The organism is Enterococcus sp. GPZ-007 (assembly GCF_059374735.1).
Genome location: NZ_JCAFYN010000005.1, coordinates 30356 through 55047, shown reverse-complemented (window position 1 = coordinate 55047; position 24692 = coordinate 30356). Strand labels below are relative to the sequence as shown.

Genomic DNA, 24692 nt, shown 5'->3' with positions numbered 1-24692 from the left:
GGTATTCATTCCTATTCACTTAAACATGGAAATCTGCTTGACTATCTGTAAATTTAACTGCTTGGCAAAAAGCTTGAATTTTCACTAGATCTTTTTCGCCATTTGTTTCAACTCCGCTTGAAACATCTACTACACGAGGTTGAAAATAATGGATAGCTTCACTAACATTTTCTGCATTTAATCCGCCCGCAAGCCAAAGTTTTTCTTTAGGCAGATGGCGCTGATCCACTAAATGCCAGTCGAAGGTACGTCCATTTCCGCCCATCAGCTTAGCAGGCGGTGCGTCCAGCAAAAGATGCGGATACTGAAAAAAATAAAAGGAATCGCGATCCTTGATACTGAAAGCCCGGATGATCGGACGTGAAAGCTCGGTTAGTTTGGTATTGCCGTGAATTTGAATCAGATCTAAACCAGCAATCTGAGCTGTTTCCTCGACTTCTTCCTGTAGCGGTGAAACAAAAACACCAATCTTCTTAACATTTTGCGGAAGACCCTGCGTCAAATTTCGAACCTCTTCTGGATTTACCTGACGAGGGCTTTCCGCAAAAACAAAACCAAGATAGTTTGCACCAGACGTTACTGCCACTTCAATCGCCGAACGATTTTTCAGTCCACATATTTTTATTTGAGTCATTCTCTTCTCACCCGCAATTCAGAGATTTTTTCCGCCGGATTCGCTGCTCTCATCAAGGTTTCTCCTACTAAAACACCGTGATAGGATTGTTTGACCTTTTCAACATCCTCAGCAGTTTTGAATCCTGATTCGCTAATATAGATTGTTTCACCTGCTGGTTGAGCCAAATTCAGACTAGTCTGCAATGAAACATTGAAGGTTTTCAAGTTGCGATTGTTGATGCCGATAATCTTAGCTCCAATTGCCTGCGCCTGTCTCAATTCATCTTCATCATGTACTTCTACCAGAACTTCTAAGCCGCGATCTTTTGCTCCTTGATAGAGTTCTGACAATCTGGCAACTGAAAGCGCCGCGACGATCAGAAGAACGATGCTTGCCCCCGCTTGCTTGGCTCGATCCAGCTGACGTTCATCAATAATAAAATCTTTACATAGAACAGGAACGTCTACGACTTGAGAGACCGCCGCCAGATCGTTGATTCGCCCCTTGAAGAATACGGGATCAGTCAAAACAGAAATGGCACTTACTCCGGCTTCTTCATAACTCTTTGCTTGCTGAAGGATATCGACGTCCTCGTTGATGACCCCTTTCGAAGGAGAAGCTCGCTTGATCTCACCGATCACATGCATTTTTTCAGGATGCTCTTTAACTATTTGATAAAAAGAGGGGCGTTGTTTCGTCTGAACGGCTTGAACAGCGGTTAAATGCTCGACCTCGCGTTCCTTTTCCAGTAAGATTCTAGTTAAAAAATCCAACTATGCCACCTCCTGTTGCTTGGTGATCAATTGCTGCAGCCGATCATAGGCCGCTCCGGAAAGGATTGATTGTTCTGCTTCTGCAATCCCATCATTCAACGAGTTGACCCGACCACTGGCCAAGAACCCCAAGCCCGCGTTCAATAGAACAGTCTCGTAATAAGCAGAGGGCACACCGTGAAGGACAGAAAGTAAAATATCTTTGTTTTTCTCGACCGAACCACCGATGATGCCTGCTAACGGCACTCGTTTGAAGCCGACTTCTTCGGGATTAAAGGAAAATTCTTTGACCTCTCCGTCTCGATACATTGCACAATGAGTCGTTCCAGCCAAGTTGGCTTCATCCATTCCACCATGTCCATGCAAGACAATCGCTCGTTCTCGGCCCAATTGCCCTAATGTTTTTGCAGTCTCCACAATCGAATCACCTGCATATGTCCCCATCAATTGATGTTCTAATGGGTAAGGATTAATGATTGGTCCAAGCAAATTGAAAATCGTTGGTGTCGCTAACTCTTTACGAATATGCATCACTGCTCCCATCGCTGGATGCAAAGTTGGGGCGAACAGAAAAGCGATTCCTGCCTCTTTCAATAAGTAATCAATTTTCTCAGGACTCACGGTCAGTGAAATTCCTAGTGCTTCTAATACATCGGCGCTTCCGGATTTACTGGAGATACTACGATTGCCATGTTTTGCCATCGGAATTCCGCCGCCAGCTAAAACAAAGGCCGCCGTTGTGCTGATATTAAAACTATGAGAATGATCACCACCGGTTCCGCAATTATCCATCACTCCAGCTGGGGCCGCTAACATCGGTGTTCCTTTTCCTTGCATGACTTGTGCTAATCCGGTTAGTTCCGCAGCTGCGACACCTTTTACTTTCAACCCTACTAGTAATCCGCTGATTTGGCTGTCCGTTAACTGCTGCTCAAAGATCGCCTTTCCAACCTGTTGCATTTCATTAACAGACAAATCGTTCCCACGATACACTTTTTCAAATAATTCTTGCATTTAAACCCCTGCTTTCTGTAAAAATTGACTAAGATAACTTGCACCGTCTGTTGTTCCGATCGATTCTGGATGAAATTGCATTCCGAAGACCGGATAACGTTTGTGACGGATCGACATAATGCAGCCTTCTGCTTCGTCGGTAACTTCTAAATCTTGCGGAACATCCTCTGGATCAATCATCAGCGAATGGTAACGCATGACTTGTCTTTCTGTCTCACCTTGCAAGCATGATTGTTTGCCGTGCATGATTGTCGGGGCACTGATAATCTTGCCGCCGAAAACTTCACCGATTGCTTGATGTCCAAGACAGATCCCTAAAATTGGTTTGCTACGATAAAAGCGTCGAATCAGCATTTCGATCATTCCTGCTTCAGCCGGTCTTCCTGGTCCTGGGGAGAGAACGATTGCCGATGCTTCTTCTGCAATGGTAAACAACTCTGGATCATCGTTTCGTAATATCCTTAGATTGTCTGGCAAAAGCTGGACCAGATTATAGGTAAATGAATCGTAATTATCGACAAGTAAAATCATTGTCCCACCTCCATCAGTGCTTTGGCTTTCTGTAGCGTCTCAAAATATTCACTGGTAGGTTCAGAATCATAAACGATTCCGGCACCTGCTTGTACATGTGCTTGTTTGTCTTTGATCACCATCGTGCGAATCGCGATTGCGAAATCAGCTTGATCGTTTTGTCCTAGAAATCCAACCGCTCCAGCGTAGATCGAACGTTTGACCGTTTCCCATTGATAAATGCGGGTCATCGCTCGAATCTTTGGTGCTCCGCTGACCGTTCCGGCTGGTAATGTCGCCTTTAGTGCGTCCATCGCGGTCAACTCTGGTTTTAACTTGCCAGTCACCACTGATACGAGATGCATTACGTATCGGTAGCGTTCAATTGTTAAATACGTCGGTACCTTTACAGAACCGCGAACAGCAACTTTGCCCAGATCATTTCTGCCAAGGTCGACTAACATCCTGTGTTCAGCGATCTCTTTCGGATCATTTTTTAACTCGTTAGCCAACGCTTCATCTTCATGTTTATCCGCCCCACGTTTTCTAGTTCCTGCGATTGGATTGGTTGTAACCAAATCACCTTCCACTGTGACTAAGCTTTCCGGCGAACTGCCGATAACCTGCACATCTGGAAAATCAAGATAATAGAGATACGCTGATAGGTTGCTTTGCCTCAACAAACGAAAGTAATCAAAAGGATCAATCAAAAATTCAGCGGACAACCGTTGGGATGGCACGACTTGGAATAAATCTCCCTCAACAATTCGTTCTTTTGCCTTTGTTACTACTGCTTCAAATTCTGTTTGAGAAAAATTACTTGTAAATTTTAAAGGTTTCATTTCCAAATCCGACAGCTTGATTTCCTGTTGGAGCTTTTGCTCTAAATCTTTCATCCGCCTGTCCAATTGCTCCTCTGAGTCCTTGCTATAGCTGTTACCAACGATTAGCGTGCAGGTTTGCTTCTGTCTATCATAGATCACGTAAGACTCATATAAATAAAATTGCATATCTGGCACATCCAGTTCATCTTTAGGAATCTCACCGATGTTTTCGTAACATGCTGCGACGTCATAACCGACATAACCAAGCGCCCCACCTTGAAAAATCAACTCTTCCTGATCCTCATCATCTATCAGTACATATTTCTCTAACTCTTTTAATGGATCAGTACAAGGATATCCGTCACCATTGATTTGAAACTCCCCATTTTTAAAAGTCAGATGTCTAATCGGATCAAAAGTGATGATCGCATAATCCTGCGTTTCCGATTTTCGCTCGAATAAGCAGGTTCCATGATCTCTTAAGCTGTAATAGATTGTTAATGGATTTAACTTATTATTGGATAGCTCTTTTGTTTTCTTCATCATATGACCTCATTTCCAAAATATTATTATCTGTAAAACGCACAAAAGCCCTCAAACCAAAATAAACTTTGGTCTGAGGGCGCAAGTAGCACGGTACCACCTCTTTTTTTACTGTTCGCAAACAGCAACTCTAATCGTCCATCAACGATCGTACTCTATAACGGGAGCTCCCGTCGTTCCCTACTATAATTCAAGAACGCTCCAACAAGTCCATTCACTAGGGAAAAAATGTTTCTTCTCATCAGCCGAAACTTTCTGTGATTTTTTCTATCCTAACTACTTCTCTTGTTTATGATTTTATGATTGATTGAATTTTTTGAGTAAAATTATTTCTATCGAAGACTTATATACTTTTTTGAGAGCATAAGAAAAGCCCTCAAACCAAATAAACTTGGTTTGAGGGCGGATAATCCACGGTGCCACCTCAATGGTATGCCGAAAAAGGCATTTCTCACTCAGTCGTCCAACAACGACCTTACTCTGTATCGGGAGTTCCCGGAAGTTCCTACTGACAGTTCAAAACTTCGTCCAAAAGTCCATTCGCATAATAATCCCTGCTGATTCGCAGCGCCATCAGCTCTCTGAAAAGGTTCATTTATGTTACTTCTCTTTTGTAAGACTCTTATTTTTTTGAATATTACTCGTTTTTTTTCATCTTGTCAACAATTTTTGGTAAATAAATCGATTTTTCTAAATTCCTATGACTGTTCGCATTGGCAATAAATTGCTAAAATAGAGATATTGGAGGCGAAATCGATGAAGAACTTTTTTTATAAATTAATTATTTGGTTACGCCAATTTTTAACAGGGAGCTTTTACAACCATAAAAATGTCTGGCAAGCTTTTCCTGAGTTTTTCGATGCGACATTGGAGATGAACTTTCCCGTTCCCGGTCTAAAAAAAATCATCTCCCTCACTGATAGAAATGAAAGACAGCGCTGTAACGCTATGACTCCTCAAGGATTGACATTGACAGAGGACTACTTGCTGATATCTGCTTATTGCCATGATCACCAACACCGCTCAATCATTTATGTTTTGGATCGCGTCACAGGTGTTCGGAAAAAAACAGTTATTTTGCCCGATCTACCTCATGCTGGCGGACTAGCCTATGATCCGATGCATAAAAAAATTTGGATCAGTAACACATCAGGAAAACACGCTGCCGTAGCGACTATTGCTCTTTCTGATATCGAGAAATATGACAAAGATCTAATAACGATCGCCTATCAACAAAAGATCGTTCTAAAGGAACTTCCTCGAGCTTCCGCTTTGACTTATGATCAAGGCTATCTTTACGTTGCTCTTTTTACCTTAAATGAACATGGGAAATTCTGCTGCTATCCAATTGATGAGCAGGGAAATCTGGAAACGATCATGGATGACTCCTTGGTGAAATCACCTTTTGACACCTTGAATATCCCGCAAAAAATTCAAGGTGTGACTATTTACAAAAATTTGCTCCTACTTTCTCAGTCCTGGGGGAAACAGCCAGGGAAAATCTTTGTGTTTGATATCAACAAAACAGCTGATTTTTCCAATCTAGATGAGGCATTAAAAATCATTGAAACACCGCCATACTTGGAGCAGATATATGTCGACGGCGATCAGCTATACGCCTTATTCGAAAGTGGAGCATCTGCCTATCGCAAAAAAACGCCTTATGTCGTGAAAAATGTCTTACAAGCAGATTTAAAAAAACTGCTAAATGAAACTACTAATGAAACGTTTCTCCAATCAAAAAGTGCCTAACAAAAATCCTCAAACGTTTGTTTGAGGATTTTTGTTACTTCACTGTTCCTATATAGAGATGACCCTCTGGTGCTCCTGGCGCTCCCTTACTGTTCACGAATTCAAAGGTCTTTCCACTATGTACAGTGGCTACTGCTAAATGACAAAGAGCGATCCCAACATCCAATTCCGTCAGCTTATACATCATACCAGGCAATCCATTTATTTTCTTCTTGCGATAAACATAGATTGCGCCATTGTTCGCGATAAAGTACCACGGCTGTCCATTTAAACCTGATGGCGCTAAGCGTGCAGCTTCGAGCCGTGGATCTTTTCCCTCTGATATCTCATTTAAAGGCTTCCGATCAAAATCCGCTGGTGTTCGCTCTTCATGTTCTAATGGTTCTCCGAAGGCCATCCCAATAATATAGTTGGGATCAGGTTCAGCCGGTTTCATCATGCCCACCCAACGAGCTGCGTAGCCTTCTGAATACAGAAATAAATCTACATGTTGAAACAAGAATCCGGCACAGGTGTCGCGTAATGGCTGCTCTTCCGCATAAATCAGCAGATAATGCGGAGCTTTGGGTGCGCCCATCCCCTTTATTCCATCTGGTCCGACGATTTTATACGTAACTCGAGCATCAGGCAAGAGCGGGCGAACTGACTTTATAAAGGATTCAATTTCTTTGAGTGTGCTTTCAGACAATGGTGTCGACTTAAAATTTCGGGTCGACTTTCTGGTAAAAATACTAGAAAATAAGTCCATACTAAAAAAACCTCCCACCTTTTATTGTTTATTTAACTATATGTCTATAATTGTATATCCGCAATAAAGACAGCTTAAAGGATCAATAACATCTCTTTTATAAACGTTACGGCCGATACTGATAAATTAAAAAAACGCCGAGGAAAAGTTCCTCCGCGTTTATTAGTCAACGTATTTTGAATCAGTTTTATTCAACCATGCGTAGCCTAACCCCATGACCAATCCCCCGCCAATAAAGTTTCCAATCAAGGTGAAAAATAAATTATGAGCGACATTCCCCGCAGTCATTTCAGCGATTGTTCCATGAGAAGCGAAGTACGCTAGAGAAAAGGCTGGGAAATTGGCAATTACGTGTTCAAAGCCTAAGAAAGCAAAGATGAAAATGATAAAGATGATTGCCATTACCTTCGCTGCATCATCTTTCATACGCAAGCTGACCAATACAGCTGTGTTTACTACAATATTGGCGAACATGCCTTCTACTAAAATCTGACTGGTTGATTTCGTTAGCTTTGATGCAATCCCAGTGAACATGTAATTATCCGGTTCTAAGTGTCCGAATGGAGCGGTTAAAGATAATAAATACCCGCAAAGTACGCCACCAATCAGATTGAATAAAATACAAGTAAATAATAACTTGAGAGCAAAAGATACGGACATTTTTTTCTTATATACACCGATCGTGGTATACAACATATTTGATGTTCCTAATTCTGCATTCATGAATAGGATCATCACTAATGACCAACTAAACATAAAAGCATATGCCATTTTTTCCAAACCTGGAATCGCTTCTTGCATACGAATGGCAATATAAAAAGCAATAGCCGTTCCTAACGCTAAAAATAAACACGCGAACATTGAACGTACTGCATAACGAGGCAAACTCGAATTAAACAAATCAATTTTTTTACTGATCGAATACTCCAGCTGAGACATTAAACTTGAATTAGATTTCACATGCTTTTCGTTTTCAGTCGCAGGTGTTTCTTCAATTTCCATAAATAAATCCGATTTCATAAGGTTCCTTCCTTCTCGGGCCAAGCCCATAATGTATTGGTATCATACAAGATTTCCATACTATTTTCAATGAAAATCTGGAAAAAAATGAAATATTGAGAAAAATTGCACAAGTTATTTAATTTTTTGACTAAAAATCGTATGATTGGGTAAATGATTAGGGGGAATGTTCAATGTCAAAACAAATTTTAAAAGCCGAAGTGGAGTCCATAGGCGGTTTACAGTTGAAATGCACCGCCCGCGGTTTTGAATTTATGATCGATGAACCGGAAAACGTTGGTGGAACAAATGAAGCGATGAATCCCTTAGAAGCCCTGCTCTGTTCATTAGGTGCTTGCAAAATGATGGTGGTTCGGTTCTTTTATCAAGCCAAACAGATCAAGCTCAAATCGATGCGTGTGGAAATACTAGGTGAAATCGACTCTGATCGGTTAAAAGGCAAGCCTGACGTCAAGGTAGGCTTTTCCAAAATCATTACAAATTATTATATAGAAGCAGACAATACGGAGGAAGAGATTCAAGACCTCGTGGCCTTCATTGAAAAAACGTGTCCAGTTAAAGATACGATCGCCAATGCTCCCGAAATGGAGTTGCATATCAATCCGTAATCAACAAACCTAACGTAAAGCCGAGCACCGATTTATTAATGAAAGTAAATCGGTGCTCGGCTTTTAACAATCCATTTTCATTTCATATTGATCACAAAAATGATTAAGTCCTAGTTCCTCCAAATGCTCGATCAACGCTTGGTCGGCAAAGGTGATATTATGCAAGCGGATATCTTGGAAACGTCGGCTGAGATTGACTATTAATTGCCCTAATCTAGTCAACTCGCCTTCCTTTCTGCCCCATTGTTTGATATGACCATTATTCTTTTGATAAAGGATAAAAGCATCACAATTTTCAGGTGTACCAGTATACATTACGAGATAATCTTCAGGAAATGCTTGGATGACCTCGCTTCGATTTTCAAATGAAGGAGTATCATACATCAGTGATTCCAACTTTTCTAGAGGAAAGTCAAGAATGGCTTGTTCACGAAAACTGCTTGCTCCCTGCGCTGAAATTCTTGCGTTTCCGCGAAAGCATGCATATTCTTTGACGACCTCCAATCCCATTTTCCGATACGTGGCAACGGCTGGGTCATTGGTCTGGATTACCTCTAACCCATAATAGGCGAAATCATGTTGCTTCAACAAGACCATACAAAAATCCATCATTTTGGTGTAGAGCCCCTTGCGGCGGTGCTCCGGCACAACTCCTGTCGCGGCATCAAAGGCGACTTTTTCCCCATTGTATTCGCCAACCGCGTTCAATAGAAGAGCCACTAGTTCTTCTTCAACAAAAACTCCGCAAGACAAATCATAGCGAACATTCTCACCTGTAAAACGATGGTTGAGCGCTTCATCTCCTAATTCCATTTTCACATAATAATCGGAGAATGCTTTCCGCATACATACGGCAATATCAGAAAATGGCACTTCTGACAAATCTTTGACTTCGTACATCTCATAACCCCTTTCAGTACGCAAAAATAGTCGAGCATTTCACTCAACTATTTTGCTTCTTTTCAACTACTGTCATCATAACATGTAATCGCTTTACATAAGAATAAATGAGAAGGTTCTTACCATCCGAAAGATTGAATCAAACAGCTTCTTTCTCAGTCATTCCCGCTGGTGTGCTGCTCTTTTTCGACGCAAAGGATAAAATGATTCCCAACGCGATTGAGCAGAAAGCAGCGACGATCACCCGGATATTTTCCGGCAGTAAAAAGACAATCGTATGGACTGGAATCCAGAAAAAGATCCCGACTTTCAGCCAATTAAAGGTTACAAAACTCACCCAGTCGATTTTTTCCAGAATCTTTTTCAGCGTCACAGGTTCTTTTGCCGCCGCAGCTTCAATCCACATGTCCATCACCCGATGGAATGTATTCATAGCAGGTGCAAATGTTAAGTTCATGATACTACTTCCACAAAACGCCTGAACAAAAGAAATTCCCGTAAACGGAAGCAATCCACCTGCCTGTGCGGCACCGGCACCTCCCATGAAAACTGGAAAAACAAGTGTGACCATACAACCGATGATCCCCCAAACAACGGCACGCATGATAACCTGTACGGATAATTGATACTCTCCAGAAGCAATCCGCTTACCTAGAATATCCCCCATCGTCGCCAAAATCGCAAACTTGATAAAGCCGCCGATGTAAGGATGCGTCTCACTGGCAGTTAAAATCGGATCTCTTGTAGCTGGGATGAGGAACAAGGCCAGCAGACTTGCTAACAAAACGCCCCAAACGATATCCCCTTTCTTCATTTCATCCTCCTCCTATCATTTGGGCGGCTGATACTCTTTATCCATCACAACGACCGCTTTAATCACTTCCCCGCTAATAGAATCTGCTTCCGCTTGATTGATATTTTCGAAATCATAGTATTTGATAAATTGGTCAAAAGGAAATTCACCACGTTTATAAAACTCGATCAAATTTGGCAAGTGATACTTCGCGATAGTGTCACCAATTAGTACACCTCGGACTTTTTTATTACCGAAAACTAAATCAAAGAAGGTATTCACTTCAAAATTTTTCTGGGTTACTGCCAATGGCACGAAGGTTCCTGAATTGCTGACAGAGTGCAAAGCCTTTGTCATAACTGGACCAACTCCAGTAGAGTCAATCACATAGTCCAAGCCGCGTCCATCAGTTAAATCTTTAATGTATTTTTCTGGGTCTGCTTCTTTACTGTTAAAGACGTGGCTGGCACCAAGCTCTTTCGCTTTTTCCAAACGCTGATCATTGATATCGATGGCTACGATTGGATAGCAGCCTGCGATTTTTGCTGCCATCACCGCAGCAAATCCCACCGCACCAGTACCGAAAACAGCGATGCCTTCCCCCACTTTGGGCTGTAGGACACTCAAAACTGTGCCACTCCCGGTTCCAAGCCCGCATCCTAAAGGCCCAAGCAATCTCAAATCAACATTCTTATCTACTTTTACAACATTTGATTCTTCGGTCAAACTGTATGTTGAGAACGAAGATTGATTGAAGAAGTTGTTAACATCAGTACCATCCTCTGTATGCAGAACAAACTCTCCTCGTGGATTTTTTCCGAGATTATTTACTGTGAACCATTTTTCGCAGGAAGATGGATGTCCTTCAACACAATGCTTACATTCGCCACAATAAGCGTAGGATAAAATGACATGGTCCCCCGGTTCAACCGAAGTTACTGCATTTCCGACTTTTTCAACGATCCCCGCCCCTTCATGTCCTAAGACATTAGGAAAATTAATACTATTGCCATTTCTTTCTCCATAATCTGAACGACACAATCCTGACGCTACGATCTTCACCAGAACATCCTTTGATCCAACTTCTGCTAGCTCCAACTCAGTGATTTCGTATGGCGCCCCTTTTTCCTTTACTAATGCCGCTTTGATTTTCATCATGTTTCCCCTTTCTTATTTAACAAGTTTGATGGTTTGACTCATGGATTTGGAATGATAAACTCCTTCAGCTCTTCTTCACCAAGTACTACACGCTCTGCTCCTTTTGACAGTGCAATCATTTCATGTTCTCCTGGAACCGCGATGACTGGTGCAATAAAACCGACTTTTTTTCTAAGTTCGGATACGACCATTTGGGAATAAGCAACACCACCAGTCAAAGCGATTCGATCAACAGCTCCGCTAGTGACAGTCGCTAGGCTTCCGATTCCTTTTGCAATTTGATAAATGTAGCCGTCATAAACTATTTTCAACTCTTTATCGCCAGCAAGGACGCGTTCCTCGATCTCTTTCGCGTTACTAGTACCGGCATAGGATTTTAGGCCGCCCTCTCGTTTGTAAAGTCTCAACATGTCCTTTAACGAATGTTCATAGCACAAGGGCATTAGATATTTCAACGGCAATCCGCCAGTCCGTTCTGTTGAGAATGGTCCTTCATCATCAGAGATCAAGTCGATCATTTTGCCATTGCGATGAATACTGATAGTATTTCCCCCGCCTAAATGCGCAACGATTAAAGTTGAATGTTGATACTCCAGTCCTTCATCCTTTGAAACTTTCATAGCGACTGCTCGCATATTCAGGGCGTGACCAATGCTCTTTCGTTCGATCCCCTTCAGACCTGAAATGCGGGCAACTTCTTCAAACTCATCGACCGAAACCGGATCGTAGATCAAAGCGACCGTTTTTTCGCTACCTTGTTCTTTGATTTCATTGGCTAGGATCGCACCTAAATTTGATGGATGCTCAATCTGTGTGATGTTTCTCAAATAATCGATCATGGCATCATTAACTTCATACGCTCCTGATGAGACTGGTGGCAAGCTGCCGCCACGACCAGCTACGGCATCCAATTCTTTTGGATCAATTCCTTCTTCTTCCATGAATGCTAATAAGATATCTCGCCGAAATTCCATTTGATCTATGACATTGTGAAATTTCCTTAATTCTTCTGTTGAATGAGAAATTCCCTGTTCTTTGACGATCTCACCATTCACGTAATAAGAAACTTTTGTCGAAGTTGAGCCAGGATTAATTGCTAAAATTTTCATCTGCTACCACCTCTTACTGCAATACATGGCAATTAGAATCGAGTATGCTTTTTCCTCTTCTGTGGAACCTCGAGAAACCATGACGATCGGTACGCTGGCGCCCATGATTAATCCAGCCATCTTTGCTCCTGCTAAAATTGTCAAACTCTTGCCTAGAACATTCATTGTAGTAATATCTGGTCCAATAACGATATCAGCATCGCCAGCGACTGGACTATCGTAATGCTTGATGTCTGCCACCTCTTTGCTTAATGAAAGATCTAGTGAAATCGGTCCATCGATCCAACAACTGTCCGGCGCATCTGCTTGGAGCTGCTGCATAATTTCTTCGGCTTCCACACTGGATGCAATCTTTGGATTGACCTTCTCCGCTGCTGCCAGAATACCGACTTTTGGTTTTACTATACCTATCTTGTTCATGACTTCGATCCCGTGCTGGATCAGAATCTTCTTATCTTCCTTGCTGGGTGCAGTGACCATTCCTCCGTCAGTCGTCAGCAATAATTTATGGTAGGCAGGAATTTCGTTGATCGCTACATGGCTCAACAACCCGCTGGTGGCAATACCCTTTTCTCGATCAACGATCGCTTTTAAGAACGTTCTCGTTTGAATATGGCCCTTCATTAGAAAATCGATATCATTTTTTTTGACCATTTCCACACCGAGCGCCGCACACTCTTCTTCTGTCCCAGCGGGAACAACTCTTGCAGAAAAATCAAGTTTCTTGAGAATCTTTGTAATTATCTCTTCATCACCAATCAGAACCGGCTCCAAATAATCACGAACTTTTTGATTGAAGACTGACTGAATCGTTACCTCATCATTAGCACAAACCACACCAATTCGAATCTTTTGATCACAATTAAAATTGGCAAGTAATTCATCAAATTTTTGCATAGTTTTCACCTAACCCCACGGATTGCCATCATGTTTTGGCGTAATCGGCGACGCAATACGAGAAATATTGATTAAATGAGTGTAAGTCAAGTTTTCTGAAATAATGTTGTTACCCCATGATCCGCAGCCAAGCGATACTGTTGGGTTCAGTCCGTTTGCTGGCGAACCGCCTGCATCGATTGTTGGTTGATTTACAACTAAACGGCTGACCGGCAATACTTCACCTGCATATAATTGGTGTTCTTTTGTATGACTGAATAGACCAGCTGAATGTCCAGAGCCTTCTAGCAATAGATTTTCTCTGGCAAAAGCAACGGCTTCCTCAAAAGTATCGTAGCTCTTTAACGCTAGTACTGGCGCCATTTTTTCTTTGCAGAATAGCTCCGCCCTACCAACAGCATCGACCTTCACAGCGATGATCTGGCTACCCGCTGCAATTTCGACACCAGCCGCATCTGCAATGACTTGCGGATCTTGTCCAATCATTTCTGGATTAGCTTTACCATCAATAAAGAGAGTATCGCGTAGTTTAGCCAACTCTGCTTCTTCTGTGATGACTGCGGCCTGTTTGCCTCGCAAAGCCTCCAATACCTCGCTCTCTTTTTCTTCTGGATAAAACAAACTTTGCTGGCAGGCACAGACAATCCCATTATCAAAGGAACGACCAATCACAGAGAGTTCTGCAGCTGCCTCTACGTCAAAATCACGATCCAAAATTGCTTGAACATTTCCCGGTCCTACACCATATGCCGGATGTCCACTGGAATAAGCTGATTTAACCAAGCCTGGTCCTCCAGTAGCAACAATCAAGTCAACAGCTTTCATTAATTCCTGTGACAATTCGATACTCGGTTCTTTGATCACCTGCAGCAGATCTCGCGGCGCGCCTACACTAACAAGTGCCTCACGCATCAGTTCAATGGTTTCCTTCGTCGTTTTTTTCGAACGTGGATGCGGTGAAACGATCATTGCGTTCTTACCTTTAAGTGCCATTAGTCCATTTCCCAATGGTGTGATCGTTGGGTTTGTTGTTGGCGTGACAGAACCAATGACGCCCCGTGGATGAGCGATTTCTACCAAACCTTCTTCAGGAATCTCTCTAATCACACCAACAGAAGCCTTATCCTTCAAACTTGCAAAAATGTTGGTCGCCATCCCTTGGTTTTTTCCAATTTTATGATCTAAACGGCCCAATTTGGTCTCTTCCACTGCTAGCTTGGCTAATGGTTCTGCTTGTTCAAAAACTGCTTTTGAAATTGCATAAAGCATCTTATCCACTTGTGCTTGATCATATCCGCTGATTTCCTCCATTGCGCTACGTGCCCGTTGTACCATTTCCTCGATTGCCATTTTCTCAAGCCCCTTTCATTTTTACATACACTGTTGTATGTTTCTGACAACCTCAATATACAAATAAGTGTAAGCGCTGTCAATTACGTGAAAAAAAGAACTTGTTCGCTAAATGCTGATGCGAACAAGTTCTTCTTTTTTTTAAACGTTTGTAAAAATAATCGAAATACTGCGGCGGATAGCTTCCGGCGTGTAATTTTTTGTTACTTGATCAGGTGTGCCAGAACCATACATCCCCTCAAAATAATTGTATAGCATACTCGATACGGCAGCAGCGTCATTCTCATTTAGACCTTTTTTTATCAATCCCGTGAGAAAGAATTCGTAAAGCCGCGCTCGTGTTTCGCGAAAAGTTTCTAATAGTTGCTCAAATTCTGGATAGACTTCTAGCGTCTTTAACGATTGTTGCATAAATTTAAAGCCAGTTTGATTTTTTGAAGGAACAATCAATAATTCTACGACTTTCTCTTGAAAACTTAAATCCTCAGACAACATGATTTCCCGCTTTTCAGACTTGATTTTTTCAATTATCATCAAGATGACCTCACTGAAAATCTCAGACTTATTTTTAAAATGCCAATAGGCGGCTCCTCGACTGACATTGGCATCTTTTGATATTTTGTCTAAAGAAGTATTCTCAAAACCAACCTCATAGAAATTTTGAAACGCGGTTTCCAGCAACCGCTGCTTTGTTAGTAGACTCTCCTGTTTCCGTTTCATTGTCATCTCTCCTGTTTTAAAAAAACAAAATTTTATCCATTCAGCATGATTTTGAACTTTTTCACAGCTGCTGATTAATTTCACGATCTCTATCACTTTGTGAAATAATTCTTTTCTAAATTCTAAAAAACATAATAAGAATACGATTCCATTTTCACATAATTTAACTGCTTTTAAAAGAAAAAAAGCTGCCAAGTTTCTCGCTTGGCAGCCTCTGATTGGAAAATAATTATTTCATTGGTGGAATGACCGCTAATAATCCGTTGCTTAATGTGATATAGATTGAAGAAGCCGTTGGTATTGTATCAATCATAGCCTTCTTAGTTGGTAACGCTGTTGCAGCTAAAGCTATCAAGCTTTCTCCACGGAACAGATTGACAAAATGCTTCGTTGACATGACTTGCGGAATCCGCGGACTATTAACGATGCTAGCAATTAATTTCGATTGAATCTGATCATTCACATCAAAAGCAGTCTGTGTAGTTTTAGTTTCTGGTCCAACAGTCTTCTCTTTCTTTTCTTTCGCGTGATCAAATTCTGTTAAATCATACGCTTTAATAATCGCGTTTAATTTTTCAGCATATTGTTTATCCGTTGCATATCGCCCTTGTAGATGTTCGGTTGCGTCTTTGTAAGACTCTGTTTGATCTTTCCAAGTAGCTTTGTAGAAGTCTGCATTGCCTGAGATGCCTTTTTTGATCAGCTTCGCATAGTCTTCCAATGATTCTTTATATGAAGGATATTTTCTAAATTCAGAAGTGATTTGGAAGCTTGCGCCTACACTATCCTGCTCCAACGTTTGGAAGGTTACGCCTTGATTCTTGAATTTACCTTTTATTCCAAACAAGTTATAATTTGGCTCACTTGCAAGCGAGCTATTTCCTGAACCACTTTCTAAAATGGCCTGAGCGATCATGACAGATGAATAAATGCCGTTCTTCTGCCCGATCTCACGAGAAGTTTCACCGATTTTCTTGATGAATTGATCGGTCGTTTGATTTTTATTAAAAATAAATGGCTGATTGGTACTGTATTCGCCAAAGGCATTTGACAATGACCCTGTAGCTTTTGGCAAACCGGCAACATTTACGCGAAGGGCAAATGTTGGTGTAAAATCGCTGATATTACCGATTTTTACGACATCGCCTGGTTGTGGTGCATGAATGTATTGACCATTGCCGATATAAATTGCTACGTGAGTTGTCACGCTAGTTGGTGCTCCCCAAAATAGTAAATCACCAGGTTGAGCCTCACTGATTGGGATTTGTGTTCCAGCATATTGCTGATCTCCTGTCCAGCCGCCGATATTGTGTCCAGTCGCATTCGCATAGACTACATATGCTAGACCCGAGCAATCAAAGGCATTCGGTCCTTTCGCACCCCAAACATATGGTTTGCCCAAATGACGATATGCTTCTTGAACGATCGCCGTTTGAACTTCATTACTAAAGGTTGGTGCGTTTTGATTAGAGGGCACACGAACATCAGTAGCTGTCGCAGAAGTATTTTCTTCAGGTTGACGAGCTGCTTGTTGTTCTTCGTTCGTAGTTGGTTGATTGGCTGCAGGTTTTTGAGTCGGTTGGTTTGTCGTAGTCCCTACAGTTTGATCTTTACTGTCGTTATTTTGATTACCAGCATTATTTCCAGTATTACCACTCGGTTTTTCCGTCGGCTTTGGTGTTGGTGTCGGTTTTTCTGTAGCCTTCACAGGTGTAACTTCTAATTGAATAGAAACATCAGAATCAGGCATTGAAAATTGTCCATTAATGTCGCTAGCTGAATAAACTACCGCTTGAGTAGTTGCATTCATAATCTTTACTTCTTTTAATTCAAATCCCTTAGCGATTGACACGGTATAATGAACGGCTGTGTTGGCAGTCAGACCATTTTCCGATGTATATTGGAAGGAAATTTGGTTGCCATTCGCGTCAGCATAAACATTATTGGCGATTGGATTTCCGTTTGCTAGCAGATTATATTGTTTCTCAGGTTCAGGGGTAGGATCTGTTGGTCCAGGATTTGGCGTCTCAGAACTTTCCGTGCTCTCTGTACTTGAGTTTTCAGTCGTTTGTTGGTTTGTTGAAGTCACAGCAGAATTAGTGGCAACAGTACTGCTCTCTTCCGCAAAAACTTGTTGTGAAGCTAAAAGAGTTGGTCCAAATAAAGTTCCCAGCGCAAATAAACTTACAATTTTATTGTACTTCACATCTATACCTCATTTCTATTTTACATATACTTTCACATATAATTATTTTCCTTAATTACTTACTATAATAACATTAATTTGATCGTCTGTCTAAAGACTAGGCCATAGTTCACAAAACCTTCAAATTCATCAAAATCCAAGGAAAATACCATCATATCTTGAGCAATTCGATTTTTTCAACCCTTGTCAAATCAGCTTTTATGACCTTAAAGAACAAATTTTCATTTTCAAATAAGAGTAAAATTCTATATATATAGTTTACCACTTAATCTATTTATTTAATATAATATTTGATAAATGAAGTGTTTTTAATGATACAAAATAATATTTTACTTTATAAAAGGTACGCAAAAAAAATAAAAAATCTTGGACCATCAACAAAAAAGTGATAATCCAAGAATTTTTATAGTATAAATCAGAAACCTGACGAAGGACGAACCATATCCAACTTATCTTTTCTTATAATAGAAGCAGATGATTCTACAAATATTTTGACCATTGATTATTCTTCCGTTTTTTAGCAAAGAAATCCGAGCAGACGTTTGCCATTCACTTGTTTGTCTATCAATCATCGATACGATTTCATGAGTAGAAACTTCTTTTTTTGTTCAATACTTAACAAAAATGATTGTTAAGTATTGAACAAAAAGGTTCGAAAAATAGATTGTTCGAACCCTTCCCTCTTTATTATTATTTTACTTTTTCTTTGTCCTTAACAATTTTCTGCATCAACTTAGATATTGAACGTTCGTGGAAATGAGTCATTCGTACGCTTTCGCCACTTTCAGTGCGCCAAATTTTATTTTCATAAAATCCAACACTATCACGTTCTCCATCCATTAGTTCTTTTGCATAACCTAATACTAGACGAATGGCTTCACGGGTGGGCTCGTCACTTTGGAAATAGCCTGGGTAGCTCCGCAAATACTCATCGAGATCACTATTTCTTGAAGCTTTCCAGTCTTCAATAAAATCCTCTAGTGCAGTGACTACATTGGTTGTTTGAATCTTCCATAATGTTATGTCTACCTGATTCTCCATACTCATTCCTCCATTTTTGAATCCCTTTACATCATTTATTATAAAGTGTTTTCATTTTAATTAGCTGAGATATCTGCAAATTTCTTATTAAAAAACTTCAAAAAAAGACTAATCTATAAAGGTAAACTTTAAATATTTGAGGTTTACCTTTGATATCCCCAATGGATTTAACTTCTTAATGGAGAATTTTTCAGTTATACTAGTAGTAATTGATTAATAAGGATGATTGTTATGCTAACTTTTTTAATAAATAAAATTACGGCACGGTGGAAGGGAAACAAACGGACCACTGTTGGGATTTTGGCTGGGATTTTAGGTTTAATCTCAAACCTCTTACTTTTTCTCGCAAAGTTTTTTATCGGGTCCCTTTCAAGCAGTGTCTCGATCATGGCCGATGCCATGAACAACTTATCAGATACAGCTTCTTCTTTTATCACTTTAGCTGGTTTCAAAATTGCTGGAAAACCCGCTGATGAGGATCACCCATACGGCCATGAGCGGTTCGAATACATCAGCGGATTTGTCATTTCTATTTTGGTTACTTATGTAGGGATACGCTTTTTGGACAGCTCATTTGTCAAAATTCTTCATCCAAGTAGCGTGCTGCTTTCACCGATTGTCTATATCGTATTGATTTTGTCTATCTTAATGAAGTTTTGGCAATCCTTTATGTATCGAAGATTGGGACGTGAAATTGATTCGGATACGTTAAAAGCTACTGCTCAGGATAGTATTAATGATGTGTATACTACAATCGCTGTACTAATCTCCGCTATTATCGAATGGTTCAGCGGCTGGCGGATTGATGGATATATTGGATTTCTGATTGCCCTATATATTATTTACTCAGGTGTCAAAATGATCATGGGATTCATCAATGATTTAATGGGGGTTCGCCCACGAGAAGAAGAGGTTCTAGCTATTCGCAAACATTTAGATAATTATCCGGATATTATCGGCTACCATGATTTGCTGATCCACAGTTACGGTCCAAACAGCGTTTTTGCCTCTGTCCATATAGAAGTCAATCAAGATTGGACTTTGTCTCATGCACATGAAGTGATCGATGCCATCGAATTCGATGTGAAGGAGAACCTTGGTGTCGATTTAGTCTGCCACTTGGACCCCTATCCGATCGATGATCCTGATTTCAAGCGCATCGCTCCCGAGCTAAAGAAGATACTAAAGGATATTCACCCGCATCTGCGTTTTCATGATTTACGAGTCGATAAAACAACAACTCCAGAGACCATTTATTTTGATCTGGTCGTACCGGAGGAACTAAAGAAAATCTCAAACTCGCAACTACAGGATCAAATCAGCTCGCGATTTATTACGCAAAAAGAACCCGCAAAACTAACGATTACCTTTGATCGAACCTATTTATTGTAAACGAAGAAGCATTGGTCAATGACCAATGCTTCTTTTAGCTTTTCCGTTCGACTAATTGGTAATAGCTGCGGGCGGTTAAGCGATAAACGACAAAATATAGGATTGCGAAAATGATTGTAACAATCACACAAACAAGCAGAAACAGCTTCCAGTTTACTAAACCGAACAGAATGAGTAATTTTCGAATCAATGGAAATGCAAATCCTAGATGGATAACGGCTACTACTAATGGGAAAGAGAAGACCATCAGAACCTGACTGCGAATCACCTTTTTAACCTCCTGATGACTCATCCCTACTTTTTGCAATATTTCAAAGCGTTCTCGATCATCGATTCCCTCAGAGATATGTTTGTAGTAGATGATTAGAGCCGTTGCCAAGATAAAGGTTGCTCCGAAAATGATTCCCAAAAAGAAGAAGCCGCCGGTAAACACTTTATTCTCAGACACGAAGGTGTATTTATCATTGAAAGTAAACTGCCCGTTTCCTACTTGCTGGCTCAGTTGATTGCGCAAGGTTTGAGCAAACTCAATTTGATGTTCTTTGCTCTTCAGATCTGTATTGAACATGAAGTTGTACTCTGGATAATTCGCTGCTGTCTCGGCCTTTTTCGGAAACCAATTTGTCAGACACTGTTCGAGGACGGCTTGATTTGCCAAAACAACTACGAAAGAATCCGTCAGTTCAACCTGCTGATTGATCCCTGGAAACTGATTAATCCGCTTCTTAATGTTAAATTTCTGATTTTCAATTTTTAGAAAATCCTCTTTGATGTCTCCACTAACTGGATAGAAGTAAATTTCATTGTCCTTCAGTTTTATTGCTTCATCTGTATGCTTTTTATACTCTTGCGCAGTCATAAAGTTTATTAAGGTGACTGTTGCTGATTTTGAGTTGTAATAATCTTCTTTGCTGGTCAACTGATAGTTGCCGTTTTTTGGTTGAAACATGATGCTTTTAGTTGACGTCAGGTAAACCTGATTCGTGATTGGTGCTTGGTTCTTTGCACTAACTGTCTCGATTGCATCCTTTACCTTCTCTGGTTGCTGAGCAGTCGAAATCATTACATCCCGTGGGTAGCGTGTTTTTTCAACATCCTTTTGACCAAAGAACAGGCTGCCTGTAGTCGCCACCGTTACTAAAACCATCGTTGAAAGAATACAGATACTAGCCAAGCCTGCCGCATTTTGCTTCATTCGATGCATCATGCTTGAGATTGAAATAAAATGATTGGTCATATAATAGAACCGTTCATTTCTTTTTAAAAGCTTCAGCAACGCAATGCTCCCAGCAATAAACAAGCAATAGGTTCCGAGAATGACTAAAATAATCGCGACGAAGAACAGCGTTAAGGCATTCAACGGAGAATCGATCGTAATAGCGATTCCATAGCCAGCCCCTAGAAAAGCTAGGCCCAAAATAGCAATGATCCAACGTGCCTTTGGTTCCTGCTCTCCCTTCTTACTTCCATGGAGGAGCGAGATGGGGTTGGTCCTTTTGATTTGCCAGCAATTGATTAGCAGCAGCAAGAAGAATATTCCTAGAAATAGCATGGCTACAAATCCAAGACTCTCAGGAAAGAGTTGGAAAACAAACGCATTCCCAACACTAATTAACCGATGCAGGATTAAGAAAGCTAATTTTGATAAAACGACTCCCGTAATCAACCCTATGATCAGGACGATCAAAAAGCTGAGAAAGGTTTCCCAGATCATTAATTGATACAGCTCACGTTTTCCTAAACCCAGAATATTGTAGAGGCCTAGTTCTTTTTTTCGCTGCTTGAGTAAAAAACTATTCGTATAAAATGAAAAGATCACAGTAAAAATCATAATAACGATATGACCTAAACCAAACATCGCACTGGCTGAACCACCACCAGGCAAAGAGCGCATGCCTTCATTATTTACAATTACCTGTGTCATTGTATTGATAGCAACTAAAAACAGCATTGAAATAAGAAATGGCAGATATCCGCGATGATTTTTCTTTAAATTTGTCGAGGCTAATTTTAAATAAAACATTTTTAAGCCTCCTTCGATAACAAGGCTGTCAAGGTCTCATTGATGGTTTCAAGGAATGCGTAGTTGTCCTTGTTGCCGCGATAGAGCTGATGATAGACTTGTCCATCTTTGATAAAAAGAACACGATTGGCATGACTGGCTGCGATCGAGCTGTGAGTCACCATTAAAATTGTTTGCCCATTGTAATTCAAGCGCTGGAAAATTTGCAGCAGCTGTTCTGAGGTCTTTGAATCCAGTGCTCCTGTCGGTTCATCCGCTAACAATAAATCTGGATTGGTAATGATCGCACGCGCAACGGCCACCCGTTGTTTCTGTCCGCCTGACAATTCGTAAGGATATTTCTCTAATAATTTTTCGATTCCTAAAGCCTTCACGACTGGTTTCAACTCACTCATCAATTCCTTAACTGGTGTGCGAGATAGTACTAACGGCAGTAAAATGTTATCCTTCACTGAGAATGTATCCAACAAATTGAAATCCTGAAATACAAAGCCCAAATGGTCTCGCCGGAAAGCCGCGGCATTTTTTTCCTTGATGGTATTCAAATCCATCCCATCTAATAGAATCGTTCCAGAAGATGGTTTATCCAAAGTTGCAATCAAATTTAATAAGGTACTCTTGCCTGATCCTGACTCTCCCATGATCGCCACATAATCGCCCTTGTCGACAGATAAATCGATACTTCTCAAGGCTTCAACAGGCATTCCCTTGAACTGGGTCTGATAGACCTTTTTAATCTTCTCAACCTTCAATAGCTCATTCATTGTGAAATTCCTCCTAATTCATATTCAGTAGTTTCGCTACCAGTAGTATCTGGTTAGCCCTCTACTAAATCATAGGTTTCTGCCTGCAAAAACTCTACTTACGAAAATAAATCCAAACTTACAATCATGAAAGTTTGGATTTATTCAAATGCGGAAATCTCGGTTGGGAAGACAATGGTAACCTTCGTTCCCTTTCTTACCTCTGATTCTATATATATGCGGCAGCCTAATTTTTCTGCAGCTTGTTGACTGAGATAGAGTCCAAGTCCACTAGCTCTTTGCTGCTCACGACCGTTCATTCCGGTGTAGCCCTTTTCAAAAACCCGCGGCAGATCCTCCGCACGAATCCCCATTCCACTGTCTTCAATCGTTAACTGGTTTTCTGTAAAGAAAATCCGGATCACACCATTTTCGGTGTATTTGATCGCGTTAAAAATGATCTGCTCTAAAATAAAGACCAGCCATTTCTGATCTGAATAGACCACACCAGTCAGGTTCTCAAGCTGCAGGCTAAGATTTTTTTGAGAGAAAAATGTCGCGTATTTCTTTACGACGGATTTGATAACCTTATCGATCGCCAGCTGTTGAAAGACTAAATCTGCCTGATCCAAATTTTGACGCATATAGTTCAGGATCATTTGCAGATAGTCATTAATTTTAAATACTTCATTTTTCATTGTTCGAGGATCTAGTTGTCCTGATTGGATCAGCAGATCCAACGCTGCCACAGGTGTCTTGATTTGATGCAGCCACAATCCGAAATCATCTAAGATCTCTTTTTGCTTCTGCTGGAGCACTTCTTGCTGCTGGTTCTTGTTTTCTAAGACTAACCGTAAAACCTCTTGATACGTTTTTTCAGTCATTGTTTCAGCTCTAGGAAGAAAAATAAGGCTACTAAGCTGCAGGTCCTTCGTTGCTAAAAGTGCTAATTGTTTTTGCTTTCGGAAATAGCGATAGTATGAAACGAAAGAATAGACCACTAAGGTGAAAACTGTAAATAGAAAACCGTCCCAAAAAGGTGCAAACTGTAATTCATACAGATAAAAAGTTAAGGCGATCAATCCCCAGAAAATGACATACATTCCATAGATGACTCGCCGCTCATAGAGAAAGCTCATTAATACTCTCATCCTTTTTCCTCAATCAAATACCCTTTGTTCTTCACTGTTTGAATCAGGCTCTCGATGCCGAAGTCCTTCAATTTTTTTCGTAAACGAGTTAGGTTGACGGCCAAGGTGTTGTTATCAATAAAATCATCGCTTTGCCACAAAGTCTCAATAATTTGTTCTCGTGGTACGATTTGTCCGCGTGTAGCGAACAGAACACTTAAAATGCGGGATTCATTAGGAGTCAATGGTAAATGATCTTTCATTGACTGAATCTGGTTAATCGCTGGAACGAATTGATAGTCTCCGAAAGAATAAGTCAATTGCTGTCCATATTTATAGCTGCGACGCAACAATGCTTGGATTTTTGCTAGCAGAATTGTCAGTTCAAAGGGCTTTTCAATAAATTCGTCGGCTCCCATATTCAAAGCCATTACTTGATTCATTTGGTCCTTCGCTGAGGATAAGAAGATGATCGGTACTTCCGAAACCTTGCGAATTTCCTGACACCAATAGAACCCGTTGAAATATGGCAAAGAGATATCTAAAATCACTAAATCCGGTTGAGCATTCTGGTATTCTTCAAAAACATGTTGAAAATCGGCTGCAACATCACAAGTCAGTCCCCACTGAGTAAGATGCTGTTGAATCACTGAAACGATCGTGGTGTCATCTTCTACAAGAAAAATTTTATTGGTCATTAATAGTTCCTTCTACTTTTTCTTTTTATTATACTAGAAGTTCACAGTATTTCAGAAGCTATCTTGAAAAAAATAAAAGATTTTCGCAACTGGCTGCCATTTAATGAAAAAAGAGCCTTCTGAT

The 24692-nt window shown here is 40.6% G+C and carries 23 protein-coding genes and 2 other annotated features; of the genes, 3 read left to right on the top strand and 20 right to left on the bottom strand.

The window, feature by feature from the left end; all coding sequences use genetic code 11:
* Positions 1–19: 19 nt before the first annotated feature.
* Genes AC4J95_RS04590 through trpE form a run of 5 tightly spaced genes read right to left on the bottom strand, consistent with a single transcriptional unit; the run spans position 20 to position 4280 of the window.
* On the bottom strand, positions 20–634 hold the full coding sequence (locus AC4J95_RS04590) for a phosphoribosylanthranilate isomerase (protein ID WP_494548790.1): 615 nt from the start codon (positions 632–634) through the stop codon (positions 20–22).
* Positions 631–1389, bottom strand: a complete 759-nt coding sequence (gene trpC / locus AC4J95_RS04585; RefSeq protein WP_494548789.1) for an indole-3-glycerol phosphate synthase TrpC — start codon at positions 1387–1389, stop codon at positions 631–633. The genes AC4J95_RS04590 and trpC overlap by 4 nt, the downstream gene beginning before the upstream one ends.
* Complete coding sequence (gene trpD, locus AC4J95_RS04580) at positions 1390–2403, bottom strand: anthranilate phosphoribosyltransferase (RefSeq protein ID WP_494548788.1); 1014 nt, start codon at positions 2401–2403, stop codon at positions 1390–1392.
* Positions 2404–2934: an anthranilate synthase component II gene (locus tag AC4J95_RS04575; protein ID WP_494548787.1), complete on the bottom strand. Its 531-nt coding sequence runs from the start codon at positions 2932–2934 to the stop codon at positions 2404–2406.
* Positions 2931–4280: an anthranilate synthase component I gene (gene trpE, locus AC4J95_RS04570; RefSeq protein ID WP_494548786.1), complete on the bottom strand. Its 1350-nt coding sequence runs from the start codon at positions 4278–4280 to the stop codon at positions 2931–2933. Before trpE ends, AC4J95_RS04575 begins: the two co-directional genes overlap by 4 nt.
* Positions 4281–4352: 72 nt before the next feature.
* Positions 4353–4581, bottom strand: a binding site (T-box leader).
* 94 nt (positions 4582–4675) lie between these two features.
* Positions 4676–4906: a binding site (T-box leader), on the bottom strand.
* A 130-nt stretch (positions 4907–5036) separates the two neighbouring features.
* Between trpE and AC4J95_RS04565 the strand changes: the two genes are divergently transcribed.
* A complete protein-coding gene (locus AC4J95_RS04565) occupies positions 5037–6032 on the top strand; it encodes a YncE family protein (protein WP_494548785.1) in 996 nt (331 codons plus the stop codon).
* Between the two features lie 34 nt (positions 6033–6066).
* Here AC4J95_RS04565 and AC4J95_RS04560 read toward each other — a convergent pair whose 3' ends face one another.
* Entirely contained in the window at positions 6067–6780 is a 714-nt protein-coding gene (locus AC4J95_RS04560) for a nitroreductase family protein (protein WP_494548784.1), read from the bottom strand.
* A gap of 162 nt (positions 6781–6942) precedes the next feature.
* Positions 6943–7800, bottom strand: coding sequence for a formate/nitrite transporter family protein (locus tag AC4J95_RS04555; protein WP_316401524.1), 858 nt, complete (start codon positions 7798–7800; stop codon positions 6943–6945).
* 173 nt (positions 7801–7973) lie between these two features.
* Here AC4J95_RS04555 and AC4J95_RS04550 point away from each other — a divergent pair, with 173 nt between their 5' ends.
* Positions 7974–8408: an OsmC family protein gene (locus AC4J95_RS04550; protein WP_494548783.1), complete on the top strand. Its 435-nt coding sequence runs from the start codon at positions 7974–7976 to the stop codon at positions 8406–8408.
* Between the two features lie 63 nt (positions 8409–8471).
* On the opposite strand, the gene AC4J95_RS04545 is transcribed toward AC4J95_RS04550, so the two are convergent.
* The 9 genes from AC4J95_RS04545 to AC4J95_RS04505 form a co-directional block, all read right to left on the bottom strand.
* The gene (locus AC4J95_RS04545) at positions 8472–9308 is read right to left on the bottom strand and encodes a GNAT family N-acetyltransferase (RefSeq protein WP_494548782.1); all 837 of its coding nucleotides are present in this window, start codon (positions 9306–9308) and stop codon (positions 8472–8474) included.
* Between the two features lie 139 nt (positions 9309–9447).
* The gene (locus AC4J95_RS04540; RefSeq protein WP_494548781.1) at positions 9448–10122 is read right to left on the bottom strand and encodes a hypothetical protein; all 675 of its coding nucleotides are present in this window, start codon (positions 10120–10122) and stop codon (positions 9448–9450) included.
* 15 nt (positions 10123–10137) lie between these two features.
* Positions 10138–11256: an NAD(P)-dependent alcohol dehydrogenase gene (locus AC4J95_RS04535; protein WP_494548870.1), complete on the bottom strand. Its 1119-nt coding sequence runs from the start codon at positions 11254–11256 to the stop codon at positions 10138–10140.
* Between the two features lie 41 nt (positions 11257–11297).
* Entirely contained in the window at positions 11298–12368 is a 1071-nt protein-coding gene (gene buk, locus AC4J95_RS04530; protein ID WP_494548780.1) for a butyrate kinase, read from the bottom strand.
* Positions 12369–12371: 3 nt separating this feature from the next.
* Entirely contained in the window at positions 12372–13265 is an 894-nt protein-coding gene (locus AC4J95_RS04525) for a phosphate acyltransferase (RefSeq protein ID WP_494548779.1), read from the bottom strand.
* 9 nt (positions 13266–13274) lie between these two features.
* On the bottom strand, positions 13275–14615 hold the full coding sequence (locus tag AC4J95_RS04520; protein WP_494548778.1) for an aldehyde dehydrogenase family protein: 1341 nt from the start codon (positions 14613–14615) through the stop codon (positions 13275–13277).
* A gap of 141 nt (positions 14616–14756) precedes the next feature.
* On the bottom strand, positions 14757–15335 hold the full coding sequence (locus tag AC4J95_RS04515) for a TetR/AcrR family transcriptional regulator (RefSeq protein WP_494548777.1): 579 nt from the start codon (positions 15333–15335) through the stop codon (positions 14757–14759).
* Positions 15336–15564: 229 nt separating this feature from the next.
* On the bottom strand, positions 15565–17541 hold the full coding sequence (locus tag AC4J95_RS04510; protein ID WP_494548776.1) for a C40 family peptidase: 1977 nt from the start codon (positions 17539–17541) through the stop codon (positions 15565–15567).
* Positions 17542–18231: 690 nt separating this feature from the next.
* Positions 18232–18582 carry a hypothetical protein gene (locus AC4J95_RS04505; RefSeq protein ID WP_494548775.1) on the bottom strand — a complete coding sequence of 117 codons (351 nt, stop codon included), beginning with the start codon at positions 18580–18582 and terminating at the stop codon, positions 18232–18234.
* Between the two features lie 231 nt (positions 18583–18813).
* Between AC4J95_RS04505 and AC4J95_RS04500 the strand changes: the two genes are divergently transcribed.
* A complete protein-coding gene (locus tag AC4J95_RS04500; protein WP_494548774.1) occupies positions 18814–19974 on the top strand; it encodes a cation diffusion facilitator family transporter in 1161 nt (386 codons plus the stop codon).
* 34 nt (positions 19975–20008) lie between these two features.
* Here AC4J95_RS04500 and AC4J95_RS04495 read toward each other — a convergent pair whose 3' ends face one another.
* The 4 genes from AC4J95_RS04495 to AC4J95_RS04480 form a co-directional block, all read right to left on the bottom strand.
* Positions 20009–21997 (bottom strand): FtsX-like permease family protein, encoded by a 1989-nt coding sequence (locus tag AC4J95_RS04495; RefSeq protein ID WP_494548773.1) that lies wholly within the window; start codon positions 21995–21997, stop codon positions 20009–20011.
* A gap of 2 nt (positions 21998–21999) precedes the next feature.
* Positions 22000–22761, bottom strand: coding sequence for an ABC transporter ATP-binding protein (locus tag AC4J95_RS04490; RefSeq protein ID WP_494548772.1), 762 nt, complete (start codon positions 22759–22761; stop codon positions 22000–22002).
* A 140-nt stretch (positions 22762–22901) separates the two neighbouring features.
* The gene (locus AC4J95_RS04485) at positions 22902–23891 is read right to left on the bottom strand and encodes an ATP-binding protein (protein WP_494548771.1); all 990 of its coding nucleotides are present in this window, start codon (positions 23889–23891) and stop codon (positions 22902–22904) included.
* Entirely contained in the window at positions 23888–24568 is a 681-nt protein-coding gene (locus tag AC4J95_RS04480) for a response regulator transcription factor (RefSeq protein WP_494548770.1), read from the bottom strand. The genes AC4J95_RS04485 and AC4J95_RS04480 overlap by 4 nt, the downstream gene beginning before the upstream one ends.
* Positions 24569–24692: the final 124 nt, after the last annotated feature.

What these genes read in the sequence shown, in the direction of transcription:
- buk (WP_494548780.1), bottom strand. Translation starts at nt 12,368, where the DNA reads ATGAAAATTTTAGCAATTAATCCTGGCTCAACTTCGACAAAAGTTTCT.
- AC4J95_RS04505 (WP_494548775.1), bottom strand. Translation starts at nt 18,582, where the DNA reads ATGGAGAATCAGGTAGACATAACATTATGGAAGATTCAAACAACCAAT.
- AC4J95_RS04490 (WP_494548772.1), bottom strand. Translation starts at nt 22,761, where the DNA reads ATGAATGAGCTATTGAAGGTTGAGAAGATTAAAAAGGTCTATCAGACC.
- AC4J95_RS04500 (WP_494548774.1), top strand. Translation starts at nt 18,814, where the DNA reads ATGCTAACTTTTTTAATAAATAAAATTACGGCACGGTGGAAGGGAAAC.
- AC4J95_RS04560 (WP_494548784.1), bottom strand. Translation starts at nt 6,780, where the DNA reads ATGGACTTATTTTCTAGTATTTTTACCAGAAAGTCGACCCGAAATTTT.
- AC4J95_RS04545 (WP_494548782.1), bottom strand. Translation starts at nt 9,308, where the DNA reads ATGTACGAAGTCAAAGATTTGTCAGAAGTGCCATTTTCTGATATTGCC.
- AC4J95_RS04525 (WP_494548779.1), bottom strand. Translation starts at nt 13,265, where the DNA reads ATGCAAAAATTTGATGAATTACTTGCCAATTTTAATTGTGATCAAAAG.
- AC4J95_RS04575 (WP_494548787.1), bottom strand. Translation starts at nt 2,934, where the DNA reads ATGATTTTACTTGTCGATAATTACGATTCATTTACCTATAATCTGGTC.
- AC4J95_RS04535 (WP_494548870.1), bottom strand. Translation starts at nt 11,256, where the DNA reads ATGAAAATCAAAGCGGCATTAGTAAAGGAAAAAGGGGCGCCATACGAA.
- AC4J95_RS04590 (WP_494548790.1), bottom strand. Translation starts at nt 634, where the DNA reads ATGACTCAAATAAAAATATGTGGACTGAAAAATCGTTCGGCGATTGAA.
- AC4J95_RS04565 (WP_494548785.1), top strand. Translation starts at nt 5,037, where the DNA reads ATGAAGAACTTTTTTTATAAATTAATTATTTGGTTACGCCAATTTTTA.
- AC4J95_RS04515 (WP_494548777.1), bottom strand. Translation starts at nt 15,335, where the DNA reads ATGAAACGGAAACAGGAGAGTCTACTAACAAAGCAGCGGTTGCTGGAA.
- AC4J95_RS04485 (WP_494548771.1), bottom strand. Translation starts at nt 23,891, where the DNA reads ATGAGAGTATTAATGAGCTTTCTCTATGAGCGGCGAGTCATCTATGGA.
- AC4J95_RS04555 (WP_316401524.1), bottom strand. Translation starts at nt 7,800, where the DNA reads ATGAAATCGGATTTATTTATGGAAATTGAAGAAACACCTGCGACTGAA.
- AC4J95_RS04540 (WP_494548781.1), bottom strand. Translation starts at nt 10,122, where the DNA reads ATGAAGAAAGGGGATATCGTTTGGGGCGTTTTGTTAGCAAGTCTGCTG.
- trpE (WP_494548786.1), bottom strand. Translation starts at nt 4,280, where the DNA reads ATGAAGAAAACAAAAGAGCTATCCAATAATAAGTTAAATCCATTAACA.
- AC4J95_RS04520 (WP_494548778.1), bottom strand. Translation starts at nt 14,615, where the DNA reads ATGGCAATCGAGGAAATGGTACAACGGGCACGTAGCGCAATGGAGGAA.
- AC4J95_RS04480 (WP_494548770.1), bottom strand. Translation starts at nt 24,568, where the DNA reads ATGACCAATAAAATTTTTCTTGTAGAAGATGACACCACGATCGTTTCA.
- trpD (WP_494548788.1), bottom strand. Translation starts at nt 2,403, where the DNA reads ATGCAAGAATTATTTGAAAAAGTGTATCGTGGGAACGATTTGTCTGTT.
- AC4J95_RS04495 (WP_494548773.1), bottom strand. Translation starts at nt 21,997, where the DNA reads ATGTTTTATTTAAAATTAGCCTCGACAAATTTAAAGAAAAATCATCGC.
- AC4J95_RS04550 (WP_494548783.1), top strand. Translation starts at nt 7,974, where the DNA reads ATGTCAAAACAAATTTTAAAAGCCGAAGTGGAGTCCATAGGCGGTTTA.